The sequence below is a fragment of the Paenibacillus sp. MAHUQ-45 genome, assembly GCF_058133325.1.
Genome location: NZ_JBYUPV010000014.1, coordinates 104,235 through 125,127 on the forward strand (window position 1 = coordinate 104,235; position 20,893 = coordinate 125,127).

A 20,893-nucleotide genomic window follows, 5' to 3' on the forward strand; every position below is an offset into this window, starting at 1 on the left:
TACCTTCTTTTTATTTAATTGTTATTTTTTTCCTCCTTAACCATGCTTTTAAGTTGCTTCTATGAGTTTCTTTTTCTATGCCTTTAAAATCAAATCTGATCACACGCTGAGACCAGCTTTTCTTATTCGTTTCAAATTCTATGTAATATTTATTGATATTGGTACATTTTATTTCATTAGCTTCAAGGAACACACCATCAACGATCAAATTGCTGTCTTTTATAACAATGCTACGTTTTTTCCTAATCTCTTTTATCATGGATACTCCAACGACGCTTATTAATAAGATTAATATTGTTATGTAAATTTCTTTCCATTGCTCTAGATCCCAAATCTGATGAATTAATATAGAAAAAATACCCATCATACTAAAAAATGCTGCATACTTTGCACCTATGTACGGCAAGCTAATTTGATATTCATTGTTATTTATATAGTCTTTCATGCAATTCCTCCTTGTGATACTCGCTTATTCAATTATCTCTTCCCAACATCAATTTTTCCTTTCTAGCTCTTCATCAAGTTCTTTTAATCGTTTTTCAGTTTGTATAATCAAGAGGGTGAATGGTACAAAGATCAATCCAGTAATAATGAGTGAAAGATAAGTCCCTTCAAATAGAAAGCTTAATATTAGACCAATTAATGTATACAACAGCCCATATCTGATCATTAATTCTGCACTGTATCTATTGGCTTCATCCCATAATAGTTGGTTCTTCATTGATCTCCTGGTTCTGTATCCATATAGTGAATTTATCGTTTTCGGAGGTTTTTTCTTCACAATGAATCCGGTTACACAAGTGATTAGTCCGATTAGGAGGGTGATTATTAAACTAGCAATCTGACTATCTTTCATGAGTTACCTCCTCACGTTCCTTATTGTCTTACTTCATTTAAAAATCTTTTTATTATAGGTAAATCAGCAGGATTTATTTGGTTTGGTATCTCGTTTAAGTGATAAAACTGTATATCTTGTACTTCATCTCCATCACCTTTAACTGTTCCACAGTATTCCTTGCATAAGTAAGCAGCAACTACGTTATATACTTCATCTCCATGTGGGTACTTATAATACAGTTCCGGTCCTGAAAATATATCAAGTAACTCTAGCGCTGTAGCTTCTAAACCCACCTCTTCAAATAGTTCCCGTCTTGCGACCTCTTTCATTTCTTCCCCAGGCTCCATTGAACCTCCAGGTAAGCCCCATAAACCATTATCAGTTCTCTGTTGTAATAACAAGCGACCTTGATCGTCTATAAGAATCACACATGCTCCTGCCATAATTATAGGTCGTGTTCCTACTAACTCTCTTATTTGTTTTATGTAATTCAAGATCTTCACGTCCTTCTAAATTTCCATATGTATATTGATTCGAGCAACTTGTTGTTATCCAAATTTTTTAACTCACTTTTTGAAAATCAGTTCAATTACCGGCGGTCCTGATTCTTGAGGATAAACATTTAAAGCTATTGATATCGTTATCATTATCAACATGATCCATATCATAAAATTTAAAAACGGTTTAAATTTCTTTTGAAGGATCATTCCAACTACTATTATGGATGTATTGATGACATAAATCGTTGGTAATGCCACAATCCTCCCTAAACCTGTATTTGGATAGTAATGAATTAATAATGATATCACTATAATGGTGGGTGAAATGCATAAGAGATATTGGATTAAGAATCTCACCATACTATTCTTATTTAATTTCTTAATTTCAATTAGGAAGATATCCATTAAAATTCTTAACCCTCTACTCAATTCTGTTCTCCTATCTCATTTCATATTAAATTTAGTTGGCTCTTACATGCTTAATGATGCTTATATTTGGGTTATCTTGTTTTAAAAGTACATCCAATAGTCCATCTGGAACCAACTTTACATCTTCTGAATCTGTTTTGAAAAAGTTCAAAGGTTTCCATTGAGCTTTATATTTAATATCTCCTTCTATTCCCTCTATCTCATCAAGATCATATAATGTCTTTTCTCTCAGTTTCGCTTCGTAAATGAAATTCACTTCATGTCCCATATCATCCTCAGTACCGAATATGTTTTCTATGACAGAAATTAATATAGGCTCTTCAATTTCTTGATTCAGTTCTTCCCTAATTTCTCTTATCAATGCTTGTTTGCTATTTTCACCAAACTCAATAGTCCCACCGATAGGTCGATAGAAAGTTGTACTTATCCCAGGGAAATTAATGATTTGAACTAAAATGTCATCTTCTCTGCTAATGATTCCTAGGGAAACTGATCTAATTCTCATAGGACTGTGTCCTCCAGCTATTCATTATTTCTGCGAACTTTCACTACCTTGGATGCACATAATTACATTTTTCCGTGTGATCATTCTGATTAATACTTAAATTCTATCTCATATTCATTCTCAGTTCCATTAAATTCATAAAAATATATAATTTGAAAAGGCCCAGTTGACGAACTCAACTAGACCTTTTCTATATTAAGTATGGAGTCAGTTTATCTTAAGATACTTCCAGCTTAAAAATCCTTGTATAATCACAATGCCTCACATCTAGGATATTAAGTCCGTTATTTTTGAAATATTGATCAAAATCCTTGTTTAGAAAGTGCTCAAAGTTCTGAAATTCAAGCCGTTTGATGATTGAGAACATGAATTTTTGAAACAACCCTTGAGGTTGTTCCCACTCCACCACCAATACCGTTCCTTCAGGTTTTATAACGCGCCTTACTTCACTTAATGTTTTTTGGGCCATAGGTTTGCCCATTTCATGCAATATTAATGAAATAATCACCACATCAAAAACATGATCAGCAAATTCCAAATTAATGGCGTCCATTTCGTGCATTTCCACACTTTTAATCTTTTTCTTCACTATTTTTTTGCGTGCAACAGACAGCATTTCTTTGGAATTATCGATTCCAAAGACAGTGGCATTGGTTTTCTGCTCTGATATCAGTATACCGTTGATGGCCGTGCCCGCACAGATATCAAGGACTTTAACTGAATCATCCGGAAGATAGCTTAACAAAGCCTGGCGGGGACTCCGGCTAGTACGGCAAAAAAACAATAGCTCACTTAAATCATATAGCTTGGATAGGAGTCGGTAATTCAGTTTGAGCTTCAACCGGCACCCCCTCCTTAGGCTGGCCCTTGGATGCACAATATCTGAAGATAGCTGCCCGCTCACTTGAAATTCTGCATTTTTTAGCAATATCAAAGGATACATCCGGGGGTGTCGGCGTTATAGAGGTATCCATCTGATCTCTCGTCATCACACGGCTGGAAGAAATTCCAAAGCAGGCACAATTCGAACTGGAAAATACCTCACCCATCTTCTTATAGATATTCCCCAGTGTGTCCTCATGAACACTCCCAAAAGAAGAAGGTACGGCGACACACGGCGTTACATTACCGTCATTATTGATAGCAATATAATTAGATCCGGCCCCGCAGCCAAAATAATCCGAGCTTTCAAACTCGCAAAAATTAACAATGACCGGAAACGTCTCATTGGAAGCATTCTCTCTCTTCAACTGTTTAATCAACCCCATCGCTTTCCCGTAAAATCTGCCCACCTCGCTTCCTTCCAGATTACCTTGCGGAATCGGCATTACTACACGTACTTCTTGCACGCCGAGTCCAGCGACAAACTCAAAATACTGCTGCAAAGCCCCTTCCTTCAATAACTCCTGCGTTACGCATACTGTAACTGCCGTATATATGTTTTGTGTAGTCAGCGCTTTGATCGCTTGTACTGCATCTTTAAATACATTGCGATTTCGTCTGAGCTTACAGCATATTTCTTCTTCAAAATGGTCCAAACTCAGAATGCATCTTGTTAGTCGGGTGTTCTTGAATTTCAGCGCACATGCATCATCGATCCCCAGACCCGTTGAGAAAAGTACCCCCTCCATTCCTTCCGGGATGGATTCGATGATTTCAAAAATATCAGTTCGAAGCATCGGCTCCCCGCCCGTGATACCGACCGAAGCGGTTCCCAACTCCGATAATTCATTCATACACTCCTTAATCTTCTCGATACTCAATTCTTCTTCCCCGTATTTGGCCCTAAAGCAGTGCCAGCAGTTGCAGTGACACCTACCAGTGACTACAATATCAGCCTGAAGCGGAACACGTCGCTCATGATAGACTATATCATTGACCCCCTTAATCAGACGGTTCCAAGCCGGACCTGGGAAGGAAGGAAAGAAACTATTAATATAATATTCACTGTTATCCTGGCGGTAGGTAAAGCTCTCTTTCTTTTCCTGAAAGAACTCCCCCATGTATCCGGCCAGTTCACTTAAATCGCACTGCCGCATTGCACTTAAGACCTCTTCATTCAGCGTTGGGTATTTTGATAACAATGTCATGTCCATTCACCTCTTTTATATTGTCAGAACCTATAAAGTTCCGCATTGATGTGCCAGGATCATACTGCTTACATCTTCCACAGTTTTGATGCGTTTGAGCATTTTCTCATCTCCCTTTACACCAAACTCTTCTTCAAGGGAAGACAGCAGACAGACTAGATCAAAGGAGGTAAAGCCCAAATCGCAAATCAGCTCTGATTCCAGCCTAATCTCCTTTAGATCCACATCTGTAAATTGCGATATTATATCTTTGATCTGCAACATTTGCTCGTCATTCTGTTCCTTGTTCATAGGTTGCCAACTCCTTAGATATTGTGGTGAATACCCGGCGTTCTTTTTTCATATCCTGCTTATCAAATGCTTTCTCGTGTACTTCCACCCTTCGGATACGCTTAAATGCGGGTGAACTTTTATTTATCGTATGAATAACTTCATTCAGAGCCGCTTCGACATCATCAATTCCGTTGTTATCCGCATATTTGTAATCAGGATATATGACCGCCATCAACATTTCCGTGCCGTTTTTATCCGCTGCGTATACAAGCGAGCGATCTATCAGCGGATGCTCTTCTATGGCCTGCTCAATCTCTACCGGTGAAATATTGTTGCCGTCCTTCAGAATGATGAGATCTTTTTTTCGGCCTGTAATATACAAGTAGTTATCTTTGTCCGTGTAGCCCAAGTCCCCTGTCTTAAACCAGCCTTCCTCAAAAGCCTCCTGAGTACCCCGTTGATCCTTGTAATATCCCTGCATAACGATGCTTCCCCGAACCATAATCTCACCATTGTTGATTTTCACCTGACAATAGGGTTCAGGGGCAACAAGTCCTACGGAATTTTTTCTTATGCTGCCTGGCCGATTACAAGAAACGACCGGTGAGCACTCGGTGATGCCATATCCATTCAGTAAGGTGATCCCCAGAGCCTGAAATTTATCCACCAGTTCCGCGTCCATATAAGCGCCACCACAGATAATCGTTCGCAGCTCCCCCCCAAGCATATTCAGAACCTCTCGATTCTCCTTACCGTTTTTCTTTGCCTCTCTCAAAATTCTTTTATAAATGCCTTCTACAATCATAGGTACCATGATGAGCATAGCAGGACTGAACTGCTTCACACTCTTCAAATAATTGTTCAATCCGCCGCCTATACAAACAGTAATACCATAGAATAGCATCGGAGCCAGAATGCCGGGGGTAATGGCAAACATATGATGTGGCGGAAGTACCGGTACCGTACACTCTCCAGGTGTGAAAGCTCCCCTACCCACCAAATAGACAGAGCAGAGAACATCATGGCAAAGATTCCGGTGTGAGAGCATGGCCCCTTTGTGATCACCTGCCGCGCTTGATGTAAAGACAATCATGGCGGTATGATCCGCATGTACGCGGATTGCCATTGGCTGCTTACTGGCTCTTTCCCACGAAAATTCATCTAAACTCTGAAAGCGTTCCGTATTGTCAAAGCAGACGATTACTTTCAGAGATTCACAACGTTGTCTTAACTCCTCAGCGATATACAGCCTGTTGCCGTCTACAAAAAGAACCACTACATCTGCTTGGAGAATTAATCTTTCAATATTCAGAAGGCTTAAATCCTTATCGATGGGAACCACTGTATTCCCAGAACCCGTCACGCCAAAAAAAGTAACCATCCACTCGTAGCTTAAATCCCCAATAATTCCAATGTTTATTTGCGCAAGGCCCCTTTCCTCAAAGGCCGCGCTCAATGCATCAGAATCAGCCTTTAGCTGAACATATGTTTTTTCGATAATTGCACCATTTGCTTTAAACTTCACTGCAGTCTGTTGCTGAAATCTGCCGACAGCATTGGATAGAAGCTCAGGGATAGTGTCTGCTCCGTCTAGAATATCTGCAATCTTCAAGATTTCATTCATCTGGCATATCTCCTTATGGGTTCCCAACCATTGCGGCAGGACGATCGGGTGTTACTAAAGCATCCGATACAATCTGTCCGTCTTTTATGGTAATACTCCTTGTTCCATAGCCGATCAAATCCGAGTTATGTGTGATATGTACGATGGTAGTTTCGAAGGTTTGGTTGATATGATGCAGCATTTCCATGACTTGAATGGCCGAAGCACTGTCGAGGTTTCCGGTTGGCTCATCCGCAAGAATCAATGGGGGGTTGTTGATTACCGCCCTCGCAATGGCCACTCTCTGCTGCTGTCCGCCCGACAACTGGCTGGGTATCTGTCGGCGTTGCTCCTTTAAACCCAGCAGTTGTAGCAATTCTTCCAGCCTGGGCGCAACATCGCGCTGTTTCTTACCAGCCAGTAGAGTGGGCAGTACAATATTCTCCTCTACCGTGAGATTTTGTACAAGATTATAGTTCTGGAATACAAATCCCACTTCACTTTGGCGGAGTTTGCTTTTTTGCTTGTCCGAGAGTCCAAGAATATCCCGTCCCGACAAGTGGACACTTCCGCTTGTCGGATATTCCATACCACCCATAATATATAAGAGCGTGCTTTTCCCGCTGCCGGAAGAACCCATAATCGTCAGGAATTCTCCCTTTTGAATCCGTAAAGATACATCCCTCAGCACTTCGGCATCCCTGTACTTCTTCTGAATATGTTTCAGTTCAAGCAAATGTATGACTGCCGCCTCCCTACTAAATTCTGCTTATTCTAAATTTAGCCTTTTGCTGAACATATGGTTTACCGCCTTGTACATGAGGACACAAATGAAGATCTGAAACAGGGCACATATAGCCATCAACAAAATCATATGGTTACCGGAGTCCTCGGTATTCAAGTCCAGCATGAACATTATCGGCAAGAGTATAACCACCATCAGCAGTTGTATCGATATATAGATCACAATCCCCGCCACAAATGTGCCTGCCAATCTATTTTTACTCATGAGAACTTGCCCCAGCGCAATGGAGGTGTATATAAATAGATGAATCGTCAAGGAAGTGATAATAAAAATGATACAAACCAATAAAATAGTCATGGTTGTATTCAAACCTGAACCTGATCCTGATCCCGCTCCCTGTTGAAACAGTTCCTCCACGGCCGCCGTAAATGCCCTCTTGTTCTCCTCGGAATAAAAGACGATGCCGATTGAAGTCAGAACAAGCAGCATTGTGGCCAGATTCCAACTCACAGCGGTCACAAGCTTGGATATCGTCAAATTTCGGATGGCTGTCGGTAAAGTAAATGTCAGATACCCTTCGTCGGTAACCAGGTGTGAATAATAACGGACCGCCTGCAAAATGTAGGTGATAATGATTGCTGCCGCCAACATCAACTCATAGGTAAGCTTAATAACAATGGGAATAAAACCGAGTAGGCCTTCAAATCCGCTTACATGGGTCACCAGTCGGGCCAATACTGTAAATAAGAGAATAATTACATATAAGGGAATCATATATCTCATGGTTGATTTGAAATCATATTTGATCAGTTTTTTTAGCATAGATCCTCCTGAAATATTGATCCACAGTCACTCCATTCCCGGTTCTGATCTCTTCAGCGGTAGCTGCTTGTAGAATACAACCATTATCAATGAAGATCACATCATCCAAAATGTGCTCAATATCCGAAATCAAATGTGTGGAAATCAAAATGGATGCTCTACGGTTATAACACTTGAGGATGGTATCGATGATGTAGTCTCTGGATGCAGGATCGACACCACCAATAGGTTCATCCAGACAATACAGGTCCGCATCACGGCTCATTACAAGAATTAATTGTATTTTTTCTTTGGTCCCTTTCGAAAGAGTCTTTAAGCGAGACTCCATGTTTATATTTAGATCCTTCATTAAATCGCTAGCTTTCTCCCGGCTGAAATCCGCGTAGAAATCACTGTAATAGGCAACTAACTCCTTCACCTTCATCCAGTTATTTAGGCAGTTCCTCTCCGGGAGATAAGATACTATTCGCTTACTCTCTATACCAGGTCTCATTCCCTTGATTATCACTTCTCCATTGGAAGGCACCAGCAGGCCATTGATCATTTTTAGTAAGGTCGTCTTGCCGCTGCCATTGGGTCCGAGCAAACCCACAATTCTGCCCTTGCCCACAGTCACATTAATATTGTTAAGCGCTGTATGGTTATCATACCTCTTAGTAAGTGATTGACATTCCATAATAGCTTCCACTATAGAATCATCCTTTTCCATAAACCTTAAATTACTCATATTTCAATTCCTGTACCACATTCAATTGAGGCATCCTTCTGATCGACAACACGGAAGTCAGCATAAGGAGCAGGAACATCACGGCGAGCAGCTTCAAGATCGCAACGATATCCATACCAATGCTCACATACTCCCCAATACAGAACAGAATCTGCTCCAGTGCCTTGGCAAGAAATAGGCCCAGTACCCCGGAGAACAGACAGCCTGTAATAAAAATCCCCGCCGTCTCGGTGAGTATCATCCGGTTGATCTGCAATTTGCTCATTCCCAGTGAATACAGAACCGCATACTCTTTCTTCCGCTGCAAGAACCCGATTAGCTGATTAATGATGACACCTGTGAAAGCAATCAAAACTGACAACCCCAAAATGAGATTGATTAACATGAGTAAGGAGTCCACTCCACTTTTATTGCCTGCTAAGAATTCATCTACGGTCTGAACTAGGATGCTGGTTCCAGCCAGTGCTTCACTCAGATCATCCTTCACTTGCTTGAGGTCCCCTGTAGTTTTAATTTCAATGGAGTTCGGAATCCGGCTTACCTTCGCCATATATTCCGCTGGAGAGACCACCAATACGTTTCTTTTTGAAGTAAAGTTCCCCGAATGAATGTAGCCAACAATTCGTATCGTAAAGGCATCCATCGTATCGCTTTTAATAGTTAGCCGATCACCGATATTCAAATCGTTATGTGGGCCATAAAATCTGTCGATCAGAGCCTCCCCTGCCAAAAGGACACTCATTTTACCCGAAACATCCTTAATTCCGAGCATTTCATGATCCAGTCCAAAGATGCCTATATTCATTTTATAGTTATTGATTGTAAAATCGCGAAAGCTGTAGTAAACAGGCTGAAGAGACTGTACGCCATTAACACGATCAAGCTGGTTATACGCTGCGGCAGGTTCAGAGAGTCCGGTAATTTGGATATCTCCCTCAAAAGTTTTTCCCGCCTGCTCAAACACATGATTAATGGACACCGTTGTTAAATATACAGTCAACATTATGGATAAGGTAACTGTCACCAAGATGATGCTCGACTGGTTGATCTTGTTTCCTGCCAGATTGGTGCTCCCCAGTTGTACGGCTGCTCCACATCCACGCTTTGCCAATTTGGTGAGAATATTAGATAAACCCGCTGTGAGCAAGGGAATTAAGCAGATCGTGCCTGTCAGCATTCCCATAAACACCAAACCCGCCAGCAGGAGGTTATATTCCGTATTGATGAAATATAGAAGGATCGATAACCCCCATAAAACAATCCCCAGCCAGCTTCTACTTCTTGAGATGTCCGCCTTTGTATAAACCGTATCAAGCATCGACGCTCTAAGCGATTTCCTGCTTGCAGACAGTATCCCGTACAAGGAGACCCCTACCTGAAAAACTACCGTTAAGCCTACGGAATAGATGACATACCGGATATTAAAATCATACGGAATGCTCAGACTTGAAGCCATTTTGCCGTAGGAACTGAGTGAGGATATTACGGGTTCCTTCAATAAAACCCCAAGTATGACCCCTGCTATTCCACTGACCAAACCGTATACCACATTTTCTGCGAGCAGGATCAGATTCATCGTTAAACGGGTTGCGCCAATACTGCGTAGCGTGGCTATTTCAGGCATTCTTTTGGCCAAAATGATCTTCGTATTACTGGCATTCAGATAGAACACCATAAGAATCACAGCAAACAAGACAATAGACAGCAGTTGATTGGTTGTATGCAGCTCTGCCTTAATGGAGGCGTCATCCGTAAGGGACATTTTGCTAAAAGCTTGATTATTGGCCTTAAACAACTCGTCAAACTGCTCCTGTTTGATTGAAGGGTCCTTCTGTACATATACACCTGACGCCTTATCGCCCATTCCATTCAAATATCCAACATATTGAAAAGAAGAGAACAACATGATTTTATTATTTTCATTCAGATATAGACCCTTATTCTCCGCGATTCCCCCAATAGTCATCTCTTGCTCCCCTGCCAAGGTAGAAACACGCAGTACATCCTTTAAATGCAATCCGTACTTCTCAGCCATACGTTGACTGACAATAATCTGTTTAGCTGCAGCCGGATCAAATTCTGCGCTGGTCTGTTCGAGCACCAGCAGCCTCTTCTCCAGAAGAAGCTTAAGATCCATGCCGTATAGATTTAATGACAACACCTCGCGGTCAAAGCGGGTGACACCGGATGTTTTGGTTAACTCCAATAGGCTATTGACCTTCAGACTGGATAAGTTCAGTTCCTTTACATTGAAGTACTTGTTCTTCTCACTCGTGGCGCCGTTTTTGTAAATATAATAGTTATAATCCTGGTAAGTTCCTTGCAGAATGGATTTATATTGCAGCAGCATTTGATCCTTGACCGTCATATTCAAATAAAGTATCGCAGTGGAAATGACCAGAGACAATATGATTAACAAACTGATTACTTTGTTGGCAAGAACATTTTTCAGGACATATTTTGATAAAATTTTCACATATGCCAGCACCTTTTATAGAGAAATAGATTCGGCTTGAGGAAGCTGCATTCATTCACTCCATTTCAATTTATATTTCCCTCTGGCTTTGGAGGCATTGATTTCAACCTGATATTCTTGTGTCTGACTGACCGTGAAGTTGATCTCCCCGGAACCTTCCGACTTGCTGAAAACGTCATGCCCTGTCTGATCCTTCAAACTCACCTGCAGCGAACCTCTGGATAATTCAATCGAGTAAACCAATTTCACCTGATCGCCTTTTTTGAATTTGACCCTTTTGCTGTTTGAGCCGCTAAAATAATAGAAAGAGGAATTCAGCGTACTTCCATAACTATTTTCTGCATAGCCTATTCTGATGTCCGAACCTAGAAAAGCGGCAAATATCAGAACCACCGACACTACCAAAAATACTGTAAGAGAAGAAATCATAATAATTCTTTTTTTATTCATTCTTTGACTCTCCATTCCTCAATGAAGTTAGATTCTACATGGCGCGGCTGTAAGGAGGATACTTCTGATTTTTGAGAATTGCCGATGCTCGGCTTGAATGATGTTATCCCACACCAGGAGAACCTGCTGTAAATGTTCGATCAGATCTCCTTTATAATGTGCGATCCGGCTAAGCAAGGTGAATAGTTCCTTCCACAAGGACGTTATTTCTGCAAATTCACTACCTACAACATCCAAATGAGGTATATTATATTTTCGGGCGTAGTATTTTATACATTGTCCGTACTCTTCGCGAAAAGCGGAATAACTGCCAAACAGCAAATTATTGCGCAAGAATACCATCATTAAGCGTATGATTGCTGAATCCCCGTTATCCTGACATTGTGCCAGCATCTTTTGAAGATCATCCTTTAAATTCTTCATCGCATGAATACCTCTACTCACACCCCTGCCAATGAAGGAGCCTAGCTCCCCATTGTAAAGCTCGCCTTCATCCAGCATTGTGTTTGCCGTTTTTATGATACTATTCGTTAAAGCCTGCTGAATGCCAGTTGGGTTAATATCACTAACCCCATGGTCTGGCTGTAGGAAATAACACAAGCCTTCGGGTGAAAACGGGGCGCAGTTGGAGCATCTATAGGTCTGGAATTCTCCGATGGTAATCTCATTCACTCGCTCCCGATCATCATCATTGGTCAGAACAACCAGCGCCTGATCTTGCTCCTCGTCATAACCAACAAGGAGTAAGGTTGAGAGATAGTAAAGGTTGAGCTTCAGCACCTTTGGCGCAGCATCCTCCGCTCCCTTCAAGAATCGGCTGTCAATTCTAAACAATACGGGAATTCCCTGAACAATTAGAGATTTCAACTGCTCCCAGCCTCGTGAATCGCCGGCAATGTTCTCCTTGTGAAAGCGAATATTCAAATTGTGAAAAAAAGTCGTCTCCGTTTGATTATGTGAAGCCGTGGCATAAGGCAGCGACTCAATCCCCACGCCAGGAATACTGATTCTGTCATATTGAAAGGTAAAAGCTTCGCTTAACAGTAGAACTTCATTGGAATGTAAATTAAGCCCATAGTGCCTGACCAGTTCTTTAAGCGATTTGATTCTGCAATCCAGCAATTCTCTTGGTTCCATATGGCGGTAGGTGTCAATCAGCTGCACAGCGGACCTCCTCCTGCACAGACGTGCGTCGTTTCTTGTACTTAAAAAGTAGATTTCTTACAGCGTAACGCCATACTAGATGTAAAAAGAAGAACAGAGCAATAAATGTAGTTATTCTGTCCGATAAATAATTCACTATATCTGTAAAATCAGGGTGGAATTCAGCTGGAGCCATTTTCAGGAGTGCAGCGATATCTGTCTTCACATTTTGAAAAGCCAGAATAAAAGTTCCTGCTAAAAAACGGATGAAATATACAAAAAAACACGCAGTGAAAATCGAGTATATATACAGTACAGCCTTTTTCCCTTTACTTAATACAACAGGAACCGTCGGTTTATGCAACAGTCTACGAAACTGATTCATCCACAATTGATACATGACTGTTTTCACCTCAGTAATCCCCAGGAAATCAACCAATACCCAATATCCATCAAACTTTATAAAAGGATTGAAGTTTCCAAGAATTGTGAATCCAGAAAGTAAAATAGCTATATTCAAAAGATCACTATGGATGAATAAGGCATTGAGTACGAATGACACCATCAAAAAAATGCATTGGAGATACATTCCACCTAAATCAACAATGACACGCTGAAGGCGCTTGATTCTCCATATTTTAGTAACATCAGAAAACAGCACAGGCATGACAAAATACACCCCTACGCCGATTCTGCCCGGGTACACCCCGTACGACATAGCTGCGATCGAGTGCCCAAATTCATGCGTCATTCCCGCTAAAAAAACAAATAGGTAGCAAAACACAATATCCTTGATACTCAAGCTAAACATACTGCTGATTACATGTGTATTGGAATATACAGAAAAAATATAGGTTAGCCATATAAGCGCAATGGAACCCCAAACAATCAACTGCCTTTTATGAAAAATAAAAGAAAAAAACTTGAATTTCTCAATAAAAACCGGACGGAGCAACGTGAACTGTCCCCACATCATTTTGTTATGGGGAGGAGCGGTTGTAGCTGAGGTACCTTCCAGGATTCCATTGCGGACAAAAGCCATCTCAATGATCTGTTCTAACTTGTGCCCATCGATCTGTAGTTCAAAATGGGTATGCAAAAACTGTTGTATATCCTCCACAGTCCGGGTTCCGTCCATACAGCACAGAATACGATAAATAGTTTCCGATACCCTCCAGTGGCGATTGCTCATGGTGATGAGATAGGTAGTCTGTTCATTCCCATCATCAAATATGGAGGTCTCAACACCTTCTTTCACAGTCAGGACAGGGTTGCTCCATGAATAGCTATTGGCCTCGGCTAAATCCATTATCCCCTCTCCCTTCATTTCATAGTGAAATGATGCTCAATCCAAGCAGACCGAACCATACTCAGCTTATGGTTCGGTCTACCACACAATAGCTATGCTACATGAAGCCCTAAGAAACAAACCGAAATACCGATACAGCCGGCCGCACACGCTTGTCCTCCGCATGGATTTGCAGCAGTACCGCAGGCATTAAAGAAACACAGCATTTCATCTCTTTCTTCAAGCTCTTTCATGAATAAGTCCAGCTCTTTATTGTCAATGGCGGAATTAATAGAAGTGATCATAATATTCTCCTTCCTGTCTATGTTTGTAATGTCATTAACACTAGAGGCCTTCCGCTTGTGCACCACAGGCATTGCCTGTACAAGCCAATTCTCCTCTTTCGACCAACTCTGAAATCATCAGCTCGATTTCCTGATTCTCCACTTCAAGCTGCTGATTCAACATCTTGATTTCCATAATGTTCAATGGCCTCCTTGTGATATATTTATGCTCTAATTCACACCACAAGCTTTTGCACCGCATCCATCCAGTGTACAAGCACACTCTTCTCTTTCTACCAGTTCGGCAATCATGCTCTCAAGATCTTCACTGTTCACATTAAGCTGCTGATTCAGAGCCTCTATCCGTCCCATACCTGCACCTCCTTTCTTAAATTATTTGACGCCGCAAGCGTCAGCTCCACAACCGTTTGCAGTGCAAGCACACTCTTCCCTATCTACTAGTTCTGTAATCATGCTCTCTATTTCCTGACTATTTCCTTCCAAATGCTGATTTAAGGCAGTAATAGAATCCATAACTTACCTCCTTTCCTCGTTGTCGATATATTGCAATGATCTGCGGAAGATTTAGGCATGCACTGTTGAGAACTCTTCACACAGATCCACAGCAACCTCATCGAACAGTTTAGTGAAATCGTCACAATAGACCTTATTCATGTCATTGTGCATCACTTTGGCTTGAGCCGAACATCCACCACCACAAAACAGCATATATCTGCATTTGCTGCAGTCGCTAATCCGGTCCACTGTTCTGTCTTTCCAAGTATTATGTTCGTCTGTAAGTATAAATTCGCCGTTCTGGATATCGACCGTACCGATCCGGCTCTCTTCCTCCGCCAGCACATCCCAGCACGGATAGATATCGCCGAACGGATCTATGGTGTACATTCCCGTATTTGCCCCACAAAATCCAGAACGTAGCGGAGCATAACTGTTATTCTTCAGCATGTATCTGATTCCCTCAGCAAGTCCGCTGTAAATGCTGTTCAGTTTAAATCTGTCCGTACTTTGTCCCACATACTCGCCCAGTTGCTGCATCAGTTCCACATCGGAAAGTGCAGTTTCGTCATCCTGCTCATAACATTTAATATTTGTCTTGAAGTAGTAGTGGAAATTCGGCCTGCCAATCCAGCCTTCTTTTTGATACTCTTCGATCAATGCTTTGACGGAATCCGTGTTCTTGCGGTTGACATTTGTTCTTAAGGAAATGTTGTTGCCTTTTTCTAGTGCCAGGCTGATATTGGCTTTAATTCTATCGTAGGTCCCTTGGCCCCCTACCAGAAATCTTCTCTTGTCATGCTCTTCCCCGATACCGTCAATCGTAATTTGAACCTTGTCAAACTTATATTCGCTGATCAAATCAACATATTCATTTAAGTGATACCCATTGCTGATACAACTGATAGGTATCTCCATTTGCCGGCACTTCTCGCATATGTATGTCACAATGTCCTTGTTCGTTTTCAGAAGAGGTTCCCCACCGAATAAGTATACGCTTCCAATTCTATATCCTTGTTCTTTATATTTGGCTAGCTGCGCAAAGACTGCATCCACCGTTTCCGTGGACATTTTCTGATTAAGGAACTCCTTACCCCTCGACAGCAGATTTTGTTCAAAACAATACTCACATCTGAAATTACAATTATAGGTAGGCATAATTGTTATGCACAGATTCTTTCTGCTACTGGCATTCAGAGTATGACTGATTTTCTCGATAACTTTATACTCTTCATCATCCGTTAAATGGGTAACATAACCTCTATTCGCCAAAATCTCAATATTTTCAGGGCTGATCAGATTCAGATTGCTGCTATCGGCTTCAGCACTTTCCAAAATTTCACTGATTGAATTATCAACAATATCAAAAGACCCGCGAATGCCCTGGATGATCAGTTTTTTGTTCGGATTTTTTTTCAGTTCCAAGTAAATATTGTATTTACTCACTCTGTACATGGAAAATCCCCTCTTCAACAAATTTTTGTTGGCTTGAATCCCTTAATCATGTGATTAATTTCACTTTTAACTTGTTAACAACATCTCACAAAATACATTTTATACCAACAAATTAAATTTAGCATATGCTGTTTTGGTCGTCAATTTCATTTTTTTAAATTTTTTCCATCATTAATTATTAATCCTGTTACCTTATTTTTTTATTTCCTGGTTGTCTGTTCTCTCCCCGCGCCTGAAATAAGGACCAATGATGGTTATGTGTGGCCTTAAATTGCAGTATAGTCTAACAAATGGGTGGACATTATACTGTAGGGTGAATGGTCGATGAAAGACCTGATAGCTCATAGATAGATTCAACACATTAGGGCAAGTAATGCCTAGCAAAAAAATGAAAAACGCCGAGCGATAATCAGGAGAAATACCTGAGAATCGTTCGGCTCAGCAGCAATTTTTTTGATAAATGCCAAACTTTAAATGCGGAGTGAAGAATTATATTGCGGTCTACATATTGGGATAAAACGAAATAAAGAAAGTCATGGACCGCTAGAAATTACCCTGTAAAGAAAGTTGTGAACCGCTAGCTATACTTTTAGGATACATTTAATTCTATATTCAATATCACTCATCTATTTCACAGATACTCTTCATTGTCCAAGTAAAGCCAAAACTCACCTAATAAAAAGAGAGCAGCCTGAATTATTTATTCAGGCTGCTCTCTAGGTGTTCCGTTCTATCAGTTATTTTTTTACTTATTTCTCCTCCTAAATAAAATAACACCGCTCAATTTGCATTTTCGCAAAAAGAGCGGTGTTTCAGTTATTACCCTATTTTAATTTTGAAAGATCTAGGATAGCGTTTTTTTGAAAAGAATAGATCTTTTTGTCAGTAAACATCAACAAGAATAATTCTTTACCCCTTACTCCACCGTAACACTCTTCGCCAAATTCCGTGGTTTATCCACATCGTGGCCCAGGGCCAGCGATGCGTAGTAAGCCAGCAATTGCAGGGATACTACAGACAGAGCTGGTGTCAGTAGTGGCAGGGTTTGTGGAATAACGAACGCCTGATCAACGGACTTCAGCAAGTCAGTAACATGCTCTTGGTGAGTGATTGCCAGCACTTCTGCGCCGCGGGCTTTCACTTCCTTGATGTTGCTAACGGTCTTTTCAAGCACGCTCTCTTGAGTAGCCAGAGCGATAACTGGAACGCCATCTTCGATCAGCGCCAGGGTACCATGCTTCAATTCACCAGCAGCATATGCTTCGGAATGAATGTAGGAGATCTCTTTCAGCTTCAGCGAGCCTTCTTGAGCAACAGCGTAATCTACGCCGCGGCCGATGAAGAAGAGGTGCTTGTGCTCGGAGATTTGCTCTGCATAGTTCTTGATGGCTTCTTTTTGAGCCAGAATCGCTTCAACTTGCTCTGGCAAAGAATCCATTGCTGCCAGGATTTCTTTCACTTGTGCTTCGGACTGTGTACCGCGAACTTCTGCCAAGTACAGACCCAGCAAAGTGAATGCGATCAGCTGCGAAGTGTAAGCTTTGGTAGAAGCAACTGCGATTTCTGGTCCAGCCAGGGTAACCAATACACTGTCAGCTTCACGGGCGATGGAGCTGCCCACCACGTTAGTAATGGCCAGTACATGCGCACCATTCGCATGACCTTCACGCAAAGCTGCCAAGGTATCAGCAGTCTCACCAGATTGGCTGACTACGATAACCAGCGTTTCTGGGCTTACGATCGGAGCGCGGTAGCGATATTCCGAAGCGATATCATTTTCCACTGGAATACGCACCAGGGATTCAATCAGGTTACGTCCAACAAGACCCGCATTGTAGGCGGTACCGCAAGCGACGATTTGAATGTTGCGGATGTTCTTGATTTGTTCTTCGGTCAAGTTCAGCTCAGGCAGGATGACTTTGGTGCCTTCAGCGTTAATACGTCCGCGCATAGTGTCACGGTAAGCCTTCGGCTGTTCATGGATTTCTTTCAGCATGAAGTGCTCGAATCCGCCTTTTTCTGCGGTTACAGCATCCCAATCGACAGTAGTCATTTCCCGAGAAATAAAATTACCTTCGATTGTCATCAATTCGACAGCATCACGTGTCAAAACAGCCATTTCGCCGTCGTTCAAAATATATACGTTACGGGTGTATTCCAGCAATGCCGGAATATCCGATCCAATGAAGTTCTCGCCTTCGCCAAGGCCGATAATCAGCGGGCTTGCTTGACGAACGGCAACCAATTTATCCGGCTCATATTCAGTGAGCACGCCCAGTGCAAAGGCACCGCGCATATAAGTGATTGCTTTTTGCACAGCCTTCACAATGTCACCATCATACTCACGTGCGATCAGGTGAGAAATAACCTCTGTGTCGGTCTCGGAAGTAAACTGCGCACCTTGTGCAATCAGCTCTTCCTTCAGATCCAGGTAGTTCTCCACGATCCCGTTGTGCACAACAGAGAATTTGTCCGTGTTATCCGTGTGTGGGTGAGAGTTCTCGTCAGAAGGCTTACCGTGAGTAGCCCAGCGGGTATGACCAATTCCGGCACTTCCCGTTAGCGGGCTGCTCTCCAGCTTGGATTCCAGGTTCGCCAAACGGCCTTTAGCCTTGACTACCTCCAGTCCTCCATTCGTGAACACAGCGATTCCAGCGGAATCATATCCACGATACTCCAGCTTCTTTAAACCCTCGACCAAGATTCCTTGCGAATTCTGATTACCAATATATCCTACAATACCACACATTATATTTTCCTCCGTCCAAGTTATCGTAATGTGGGCGGCAATAGGAAAGAAACGTGCCGTGCGGCATGTTGATGAGAGTTAGCCAATATTCTGTTGTAATTCAGACGCAACAAAATAAACTTTCACTACTTCACAAAATCATGAAATGTACAGCTTTCCCCTCTGCCGTGGCAGAACTATAGTGTTTCTCTCTGCTTGCGCACACCCATGAATTATTAATTTTATGCACCCATGACAGCGTTGTGTGTAAGGTCGCCCTTGCATTTTCCGCTTGCATTCACGGCTCTGGTGCATCACCGGGAGGTCCCCGCCGAACATTTCGAACACCTCCACCTCGTCAGCTTACGTCTGCCGTGATCCGGTCAAGCTACTCAGCTTTCCCTTCTCCCCCGCGCAAGACCAAGCTCTGGCGCTTGTTATTGCCGATACCTCACGATCCTCGCTTTCCTTCTTGAATGAATGACACTTTATCTATTATATGCACCATGTCGTACTTTGGCAATGCTACTGACAATGTTTTCTTTCTGAAACAATGTCAGCTCAATCTGAAAAATACTTACAGAACGTTAAACCGGTGCAGCGGTTCGCCCACCGGTTCACTGTTCATTACGCGTATTAATTACACCAGTTCACGTTGCACAACTTCTACAATTTGTCCTACATATCGATCCAGTTCATCCTTATCTGGACCTTCCGCCATTACGCGGATTAGCGGTTCTGTACCCGATGGGCGTACAAGCACACGGCCGTTGCTGCCCAGCTTGGCCTCAACTTCACCAATAGCCGCTTCAATCGCCGGATTATCCGGATAGTTGGTCTTATCCTGCACACGCACATTCACAAGTACCTGCGGATATTTGGTCATCATGGATTTCAGTTGGCTCAGCTTCTGACCCGAAGCCTTCAACGTATCCACCAATTGGATCGCTGTGAGAATACCGTCACCAGTTGTATTATAGTCCAGGAAGATTACATGACCAGATTGTTCGCCACCCAGATTGAAGCCGCCGCGGCGCATTTCTTCCATCACATAACGGTCGCCTACAGCGGTTTTAGCTGTATTTAAAGACAATTGCTCGGTTGCTTTATAGAAACCAATGTTACTCATGACTGTAGAAACGATAGTACCGTCTTTAAGCTTGCCTGCACGGTTCATCGCATCTCCACAGATACATAGAATGAAGTCACCGTCTACTTCGTCACCTGTATTGTCAATCGCAATCAGGCGGTCAGCATCCCCGTCAAAAGCAAGTCCCAAATCCGCGCCATGCTTCAGTACTTCTTCACGCAATTTCTCCGGATGGGTGGAACCGTATCCGTCATTGATATTCAGCCCGTCCGGCTCCGCTCCGATCGTGATAACTTCAGCACCCAACTCGCGGAACAATCTTGGAGCCAGCTCGTAAGCTGCGCCATGCGCACAGTCGAGCACGATTTTGATGCCTTTGAAATCCTGAGAAATGGTTGTTTTCAAGTACTCAAGATACAGGTACTTGGAATCATGGTCGATCGTCACTTTACCTAAACCGGATCCAATAGGACGCGGCAACTCATCTTTTTCTGCATCCATTAATTCTTCGATCTGTAGTTCAGTCTCATCGGTAAGCTTGAAGCCATCGCCGCCAAAAAACTTGATTCCGTTATCCTCTACCGGGTTGTGTGAAGCAGAGATCATAACCCCTGCGTCAGCCTTAAGCAGACGCGTAATATACGCTACCGCCGGTGTGCTAACTACGCCCAACCGGATGACTTCTGCCCCAATGGATAGCATGCCTGCTACCAGTGCTGATTCCAGCATAGGACCAGAAATACGTGTATCCATGCCAATAACAACCTTCGGTTTCTCCACATTTCCTGTCAGTACATATCCGCCGCAGCGGCCAATGCTGTAAGCCATTTCTGCTGTTAATTCACGGTTCGCAACACCGCGAACACCGTCAGTTCCAAAATACTTCCCCATGTCTGTTCTCCTTTGATTATGCTGCTATAGCTTAATGTAT

Annotated in this window: 22 protein-coding genes; all 22 read right to left on the reverse strand. The window is 42.3% G+C overall.

What is annotated here, in order from left to right:
- Window positions 1–10: 10 nt before the first annotated feature.
- Entirely contained in the window at window positions 11–445 is a 435-nt protein-coding gene (locus AC3Y23_RS24870) for a hypothetical protein (RefSeq protein WP_379204188.1), read from the reverse strand.
- A gap of 48 nt (window positions 446–493) precedes the next feature.
- Window positions 494–856: an SdpI family protein gene (locus tag AC3Y23_RS24875; RefSeq protein ID WP_379204190.1), complete on the reverse strand. Its 363-nt coding sequence runs from the start codon at window positions 854–856 to the stop codon at window positions 494–496.
- A gap of 20 nt (window positions 857–876) precedes the next feature.
- Window positions 877–1,332 (reverse strand): NUDIX hydrolase, encoded by a 456-nt coding sequence (locus tag AC3Y23_RS24880; protein WP_379204192.1) that lies wholly within the window; start codon window positions 1,330–1,332, stop codon window positions 877–879.
- A 466-nt stretch (window positions 1,333–1,798) separates the two neighbouring features.
- Window positions 1,799–2,272 (reverse strand): NUDIX hydrolase, encoded by a 474-nt coding sequence (locus AC3Y23_RS24885; protein ID WP_379204194.1) that lies wholly within the window; start codon window positions 2,270–2,272, stop codon window positions 1,799–1,801.
- A gap of 217 nt (window positions 2,273–2,489) precedes the next feature.
- A complete protein-coding gene (locus AC3Y23_RS24890; protein ID WP_379204196.1) occupies window positions 2,490–3,113 on the reverse strand; it encodes a class I SAM-dependent methyltransferase in 624 nt (207 codons plus the stop codon).
- A complete protein-coding gene (locus AC3Y23_RS24895; protein WP_379204198.1) occupies window positions 3,070–4,362 on the reverse strand; it encodes a radical SAM/SPASM domain-containing protein in 1,293 nt (430 codons plus the stop codon). The genes AC3Y23_RS24890 and AC3Y23_RS24895 overlap by 44 nt, the downstream gene beginning before the upstream one ends.
- Window positions 4,363–4,392: 30 nt before the next feature.
- Window positions 4,393–4,653, reverse strand: coding sequence for an acyl carrier protein (locus AC3Y23_RS24900; RefSeq protein WP_379204200.1), 261 nt, complete (start codon window positions 4,651–4,653; stop codon window positions 4,393–4,395).
- On the reverse strand, window positions 4,634–6,259 hold the full coding sequence (locus tag AC3Y23_RS24905) for an AMP-binding protein (protein ID WP_379204202.1): 1,626 nt from the start codon (window positions 6,257–6,259) through the stop codon (window positions 4,634–4,636). Before AC3Y23_RS24905 ends, AC3Y23_RS24900 begins: the two co-directional genes overlap by 20 nt.
- Window positions 6,260–6,272: 13 nt before the next feature.
- A complete protein-coding gene (locus tag AC3Y23_RS24910; protein ID WP_379204204.1) occupies window positions 6,273–6,974 on the reverse strand; it encodes an ABC transporter ATP-binding protein in 702 nt (233 codons plus the stop codon).
- Window positions 6,975–7,007: 33 nt separating this feature from the next.
- Window positions 7,008–7,805, reverse strand: a complete 798-nt coding sequence (locus AC3Y23_RS24915) for a hypothetical protein (protein ID WP_379204206.1) — start codon at window positions 7,803–7,805, stop codon at window positions 7,008–7,010.
- Entirely contained in the window at window positions 7,780–8,514 is a 735-nt protein-coding gene (locus AC3Y23_RS24920; protein ID WP_379204208.1) for an ABC transporter ATP-binding protein, read from the reverse strand. The genes AC3Y23_RS24915 and AC3Y23_RS24920 overlap by 26 nt, the downstream gene beginning before the upstream one ends.
- Before the next feature lie 10 nt (window positions 8,515–8,524).
- Window positions 8,525–11,008, reverse strand: coding sequence for an FtsX-like permease family protein (locus AC3Y23_RS24925; RefSeq protein ID WP_379204209.1), 2,484 nt, complete (start codon window positions 11,006–11,008; stop codon window positions 8,525–8,527).
- A gap of 51 nt (window positions 11,009–11,059) precedes the next feature.
- Window positions 11,060–11,458 carry a hypothetical protein gene (locus tag AC3Y23_RS24930; RefSeq protein ID WP_379204211.1) on the reverse strand — a complete coding sequence of 133 codons (399 nt, stop codon included), beginning with the start codon at window positions 11,456–11,458 and terminating at the stop codon, window positions 11,060–11,062.
- Window positions 11,459–11,485: 27 nt separating this feature from the next.
- Window positions 11,486–12,622, reverse strand: coding sequence for a BtrH N-terminal domain-containing protein (locus tag AC3Y23_RS24935; RefSeq protein WP_379204213.1), 1,137 nt, complete (start codon window positions 12,620–12,622; stop codon window positions 11,486–11,488).
- Window positions 12,609–13,910 carry a zinc metalloprotease gene (locus AC3Y23_RS24940; protein WP_379204215.1) on the reverse strand — a complete coding sequence of 434 codons (1,302 nt, stop codon included), beginning with the start codon at window positions 13,908–13,910 and terminating at the stop codon, window positions 12,609–12,611. The genes AC3Y23_RS24935 and AC3Y23_RS24940 overlap by 14 nt, the downstream gene beginning before the upstream one ends.
- Before the next feature lie 92 nt (window positions 13,911–14,002).
- Window positions 14,003–14,194 carry a hypothetical protein gene (locus AC3Y23_RS24945; RefSeq protein WP_379204217.1) on the reverse strand — a complete coding sequence of 64 codons (192 nt, stop codon included), beginning with the start codon at window positions 14,192–14,194 and terminating at the stop codon, window positions 14,003–14,005.
- 40 nt (window positions 14,195–14,234) lie between these two features.
- Window positions 14,235–14,369 (reverse strand): hypothetical protein, encoded by a 135-nt coding sequence (locus AC3Y23_RS24950; RefSeq protein WP_379204219.1) that lies wholly within the window; start codon window positions 14,367–14,369, stop codon window positions 14,235–14,237.
- A 35-nt stretch (window positions 14,370–14,404) separates the two neighbouring features.
- The gene (locus AC3Y23_RS24955; RefSeq protein ID WP_379204221.1) at window positions 14,405–14,545 is read right to left on the reverse strand and encodes a hypothetical protein; all 141 of its coding nucleotides are present in this window, start codon (window positions 14,543–14,545) and stop codon (window positions 14,405–14,407) included.
- A 21-nt stretch (window positions 14,546–14,566) separates the two neighbouring features.
- On the reverse strand, window positions 14,567–14,707 hold the full coding sequence (locus AC3Y23_RS24960; protein WP_379204223.1) for a hypothetical protein: 141 nt from the start codon (window positions 14,705–14,707) through the stop codon (window positions 14,567–14,569).
- A 51-nt stretch (window positions 14,708–14,758) separates the two neighbouring features.
- Window positions 14,759–16,144, reverse strand: coding sequence for a radical SAM protein (locus AC3Y23_RS24965; RefSeq protein WP_379204225.1), 1,386 nt, complete (start codon window positions 16,142–16,144; stop codon window positions 14,759–14,761).
- 916 nt (window positions 16,145–17,060) lie between these two features.
- Window positions 17,061–18,893, reverse strand: coding sequence for a glutamine--fructose-6-phosphate transaminase (isomerizing) (glmS, locus tag AC3Y23_RS24970; RefSeq protein ID WP_379204227.1), 1,833 nt, complete (start codon window positions 18,891–18,893; stop codon window positions 17,061–17,063).
- A 619-nt stretch (window positions 18,894–19,512) separates the two neighbouring features.
- The gene (glmM, locus tag AC3Y23_RS24975) at window positions 19,513–20,853 is read right to left on the reverse strand and encodes a phosphoglucosamine mutase (RefSeq protein WP_379204229.1); all 1,341 of its coding nucleotides are present in this window, start codon (window positions 20,851–20,853) and stop codon (window positions 19,513–19,515) included.
- Window positions 20,854–20,893 lie beyond the last annotated feature (40 nt).